The following is a 4,795-nucleotide window of genomic DNA, read 5'->3' as shown; positions in this document are numbered from 1 at the left end:
TTTCGTCTCTGGCGCCGACGGTTCCGCTACTTCTATCGCTTCCTGTTCAACATCTGAATCGCTCATGACATAAGAGTAGCCCGTCACCTTGAAAAATCAAAAACTTTACTGAAATGACACGTTTTTTTGGCGTTAGTCAGCCATTCTGGCCCCAACCATATGGAGCGCCACGGCTGAGGCCGCGGCCGCATTCAAGGAGTCTACGTGCGCGGCAATCGGGATTCGTCCAGATACATCGGATTTACCTCGGAGTTCTTCTGTAATCCCGGAACCTTCATTTCCAATGACCAGAACGTTATGGAGTTCCGAGAGCTGAACATCTTGGAGAGACGCTGTTCCCTTACGGCCGGTCGATGCAATGACTTGCACGCTTTCTAGGAACTCCCGAAGCAGCGCCACGGCCTTCAGCGGTTCACACAGGGTGACGGGTACATTGAAGATTTGCCCGGCTGATGCCCGCGTGGCTTTCCGGGTATAAGGCGAGGCACCCTTGGGGTCGGCAATCACTAGCTGAGCTCCGAATGCCGCAGCATTTCGAATAATCGCCCCAACATTTGCCGGATCAGCAAGCCCTTCTAAGAGAACGACCAGGGAGGGTTTGTGCGCAGAGAGGTGGTATTCAAGATCAACCTTTGGAGCCGCAGCGTGTGCTAAGCAGCCCCGATGGAGGTCAAAACCGACCGTCTCACGAAGGTGAGATTTGGAGACGACGTAAACGGGCACATCATCTTCAACTCGGTCGAGTACTGCGTCTACTTTGGATTCAGTGACCAGAAGGGATTTTGTAGAAAATCGGCTATCCAGAAGGCGTTCGACCAACCGCACACTCTCCACAATGAAGGATTCGGGACTTGTCTGGCCGGAACGAAGGTTGAAGTAAGGAGCCAGCCGCGGGTCGGAAGGCTCCTCAATTCGGATAATCGACATGGCTAACTTAGACCTGCTCCCAGATTGGAAGGCGCGTAAAGGTTGCCTTGCGCTGAGGTCCCACGCTGACAATGGCTACTGGAATACCGAGGAAATCCTCGATGCGCTTCACGTAATCGCGAGCAGCTTCCGGTAGGTCTTGGTAGTCGCCAAGTTTGGTTGTGTCGCTCTTCCAGCCAGGAACGTCTTCGTAAACTGGCTCAATAGAGTCCATCAAGTTTGCATCGGTAGGGAAGTCTTTCGTCTCCACACCATTGATCTTGTACGCAGTACAAACACGGAGCTTATCGAAATGGTCGAGAACGTCCATCTTGGTAAGCGCAATGTGTGTAAGCCCGTTGATCCGACGAGCATAGCGTAGAGCCACGAGGTCGAGCCAGCCGCAACGCCGAGGACGACCCGTCGTCGTACCGAATTCACCGCCGTGCTGCCGCATGGCTTCACCGAGGTCATCATCAAGCTCAGTTGGGAATGGGCCGCTGCCAACACGCGTGGCGTAGGCTTTAGCAATTCCGAGTACAAGCTTCATTTGCGTCGGGCCAACACCCGATGCGGAACACGCGCCGCCAGCTGTGGGGCTTGACGATGTAACAAAGGGGTATGTTCCGTGATCGATGTCGAGCAACGTACCCTGAGCACCTTCAAATAGAACCCGCTTGTTATCTTCAAGCTGGTCATTAATGAGGTGCGGTGCACTGCAGATAAACGGCTTGAGTCGCGCGTGGGCTTCACAAAGATGCTTATGCACAGAGTCTACTGTCCACTCAGTCCCCGAGAGCGCTGCAGCGTGTTCTCGGAAATGTTGTTCAAGCTTTACTCGCAAAGTGTCAGGGTAAGCTGGGTCTGCCATGCGGATACCGCTTCGGCTGATTTTGTCAGCATACGCAGGGCCAATTCCTCGACCCGTTGTGCCAATCTTCGCGCTGCCCTTGTCTGCCTCAGCACTAATATCCAACTCTTTGTGAGTCGGAAGAATAAAGTGTGCCTGATCTGAGAGTCGTAACCGGTCAACCGGGACGCCTTGTTCTATCAGCGCATCGATTTCGCTGAGAAGCTTTTCTGGATCAATAACAACACCGCTGCCAAGCACACACAACGTTTCTTCGTGGAGGATACCAGAAGGAATGAGGTGAAACTTGTAAGTTGTGTCTTCGACCACAATGGTATGACCGGCGTTGTTACCACCTTGGTAACGAACTACAGCATTCGCACTTTCAGCAAGATAATCTGTAATCTTGCCTTTTCCTTCGTCGCCCCATTGGGCGCCTACAATTACAACTGCGGGCATGGTTTTAACCTTTGATGTTAGCACGTTCGAAAATAGTATCGATGTGCCGTGTATAGGGGTCCAAGGAGAATGCTTGCGCAATAACTTCAGGGCTTACGTTCGCTTTCACCATCTCTTCTTCTAGAAGAGCAGACTGAAAGTCTTCGGCTTCGCCGCCCCAGACACGCATAGCGGCGTGCTGGACACTCTTGTAAGCTTGCTGGCGCTCAAGGCCAGCCTTAAGCAAACAACCTAGAACCGTCTGGCTAAAGAGCAAACCTTTGGTGTTGTTCATGTTCTCAAGCATGCGCTCCGGGTAAACCAAGAGATTTTCAATGACTGATGTCATTTTGAGAAGCATGTAATGAGCAATGTGGAATGCGTCAGGACAAATAACCCGCTCAACTGATGAGTGACTGATGTCTCGGTCGTGCCAAAGCGCAACGTTTTCAAATGCACTCATCATGTAACCGCGTAGCAATCGCGCCATTCCGGTCAATCGCTCACATGTAATCGGGTTACGTTTGTGAGGCATTGCAGATGAACCTGTTTGTCCACGCGCGAAGTATTCCTCAGCCTCGCGTACATCTGTGCGCTGCAACGAGCGAATCTCTGTTGCGAACCGCTCGATGCCTGCGCCCATTAGCGCCAGTGCGCTTAGTGCATTGGCGTGACGGTCACGAGGTACAACCTGTGTGGCAACAGGCTCTACTTGCAAATCAAGCTTATTCATAACGAAAGCTTCAAATGCAGGATCTGTTTGACTGTAGTTACCAACAGCTCCGGAAAGTTTCGCGAACGAAACGTCTTGGCTCGCTGATTTGAGACGCTCGATATGGCGAGTCATTTCGCTGTGCCATCCAGCTAAACGCAAACCAAATGTGGTAGGCTCAGCGTGAACTCCGTGGGTGCGACCGGCGCATGGCGTTGTCTTGTAAGTTAATGCCTGTTTGCCCAGGGCGTCGCGAAGGGCCTCGGCTGCAGGGATAACCACTTCGAAGCTCTCTTTAAGAGCCATGGCCAATGCAGTGTCCACGACGTCTGAGCTTGTCATGCCGCGGTGAATGTGGCGGCATGCCGGCTCACCGACTGTTTCAGACATTGAGCGCACAAAAGCTACAACATCATGGTTTGTCTCTTTTTCATGCTCACGAATACGTGCCGCATTCTGATGGTGACCCTTGCGAATCGCCGCGATGTCATCATCGGAGACTTCGCCACGTTCATGGAAAGCTTCGCATGCTGCAATCTCAATTTGAACCCAGCGCGCGAATCGGGATTCGTCATCCCAGATCTTGGTCATCTCTTTTGTTTGGTAACGTGAAATCATGTGATTAGTACTCCGTAGGAAGGCTTGCCTTCATCACTTTTTCTTTGTCGGCTGCTAGAACTTTTTCCATTCGAGCTTTAATGTCGGCGTCGAATGGAGCGAGCATGCGTGCACACTGGTATGCTGCATTCTTACCACCGGCTTTACCGATGCCCATCGTTGCAACCGGGACGCCACCAGGCATTTGAGAAATTGCAAGAAGTGCATCCATTCCGCCAAGCGAACCGGCAGCGATTGGCACACCCAAGACAGGCAATCGACTATGGGCAGCTACGACACCACCGAGGTGGGCAGCCATTCCGGCTGCTGCGATTATGATTTTACAGCCACGCTCTTCGATAGTTCCCAGGTACTCGACCAATTCGTCAGGCGTACGGTGGGCTGAAAGAACCTTAGCTTCATGTGCAATGCCAAAGCTATCGAGTGCTTTGCGGCAACTAACCAGTGTGTCGTGGTCGTTGGCTGAGCCCATCAAGACAGTAACAAGAATTGAATTGGTTTCTGACATAACGTAATCCTTTAAATTTCTTTGTGAGTACCAATATCTTCTCGATATTGCGCGCCGTCAAAGCTGACGTAGTCTAATGCTTCATATGCACCGGTGCGAGCAAGCTCCGGCGTGTTATTTCTACAGACGATAGCTGCAACGCGGCCGCCACTCGTTTGTAGGTCTGCGCCCTGGGTCTTGGTGCCGGCATGAATAAGCCAACATGATCCGGAGTCAATCTTATCTGAGACTTTGATGGAGTCTCCCTTGCGAGGACTCTCGGGGTAACCGGCAGCAGCTAGAACGATGGCACACGTTGCCTGATCGGACTCAGCTATAGACAACCCATCGAGGTTCCCTGTTGCCGTTTTCATGCATAAATCCAGGAAAGCGCCATCTGGCAGTCTCGGCAGGATGGCCTGGGTTTCAGGGTCTCCAAGCCGAACATTGTACTCAAGCAATTTCGGACCCTTCTGGGTAAGCATAAAGCCGCCGAAGAGAAATCCCCGAAATGGCATACCCGCATCTTTTAGAGCGTGCAGGGTAGGCAGGACGCATTCTTGAAATACTTGCTCTTGAAGCTCAGGCGTTATCTCAGGGTTGGGGCTAATTGCGCCCATGCCGCCAGTGTTTGGGCCTTCGTCGCCGTCGAGTAACCGCTTGTGATCTCGTGCATGGGGCAATGCCACAGCTTCTAGGCCGTTGCAGGCATAGAAAAGTGAAGCCTCAACGCCAAAGAGGCGGTCTTCTAAAACGATAAGACTACCGGCTTCGCCCCTTTCGC

Annotated in this window: 5 protein-coding genes; all 5 read right to left on the bottom strand. The window is 52.2% G+C overall.

Features of this window, described 5'->3' with window-relative positions; all coding sequences use genetic code 11:
- Positions 1-132 precede the first annotated feature (132 nt).
- A complete protein-coding gene (locus tag HOK28_11840) occupies positions 133-927 on the bottom strand; it encodes an RNA methyltransferase (GenBank protein ID MBT6433779.1) in 795 nt (264 codons plus the stop codon).
- Positions 928-934: 7 nt separating this feature from the next.
- The gene (locus HOK28_11835; protein ID MBT6433778.1) at positions 935-2,215 is read right to left on the bottom strand and encodes an adenylosuccinate synthase; all 1,281 of its coding nucleotides are present in this window, start codon (positions 2,213-2,215) and stop codon (positions 935-937) included.
- 4 nt (positions 2,216-2,219) lie between these two features.
- A complete protein-coding gene (locus HOK28_11830) occupies positions 2,220-3,524 on the bottom strand; it encodes an adenylosuccinate lyase (GenBank protein ID MBT6433777.1) in 1,305 nt (434 codons plus the stop codon).
- A gap of 4 nt (positions 3,525-3,528) precedes the next feature.
- Positions 3,529-4,032, bottom strand: coding sequence for a 5-(carboxyamino)imidazole ribonucleotide mutase (purE, locus tag HOK28_11825; GenBank protein MBT6433776.1), 504 nt, complete (start codon positions 4,030-4,032; stop codon positions 3,529-3,531).
- A gap of 11 nt (positions 4,033-4,043) precedes the next feature.
- On the bottom strand, positions 4,044-4,795 hold a 752-nt coding region (locus HOK28_11820; protein ID MBT6433775.1), incomplete at its 5' end, for a phosphoribosylamine--glycine ligase.

Source organism: Deltaproteobacteria bacterium (assembly GCA_018668695.1).
Taxonomy (GTDB): Bacteria; Myxococcota; XYA12-FULL-58-9; order XYA12-FULL-58-9; family JABJBS01; genus JABJBS01.
The sequence above is the reverse complement of the archived record's forward strand: the minus strand, read 5'-3'. Positions and strand labels throughout refer to the sequence as shown.

Bases quoted from the DNA above. Each gene is read 5' to 3' on its own strand.
- HOK28_11840 (MBT6433779.1), bottom strand. From the start codon at position 927: ATGTCGATTATCCGAATTGAGGAGCCTTCCGACCCGCGGCTGGCTCCT.
- HOK28_11835 (MBT6433778.1), bottom strand. From the start codon at position 2,215: ATGCCCGCAGTTGTAATTGTAGGCGCCCAATGGGGCGACGAAGGAAAA.
- HOK28_11830 (MBT6433777.1), bottom strand. From the start codon at position 3,524: ATGATTTCACGTTACCAAACAAAAGAGATGACCAAGATCTGGGATGAC.
- purE (MBT6433776.1), bottom strand. From the start codon at position 4,032: ATGTCAGAAACCAATTCAATTCTTGTTACTGTCTTGATGGGCTCAGCC.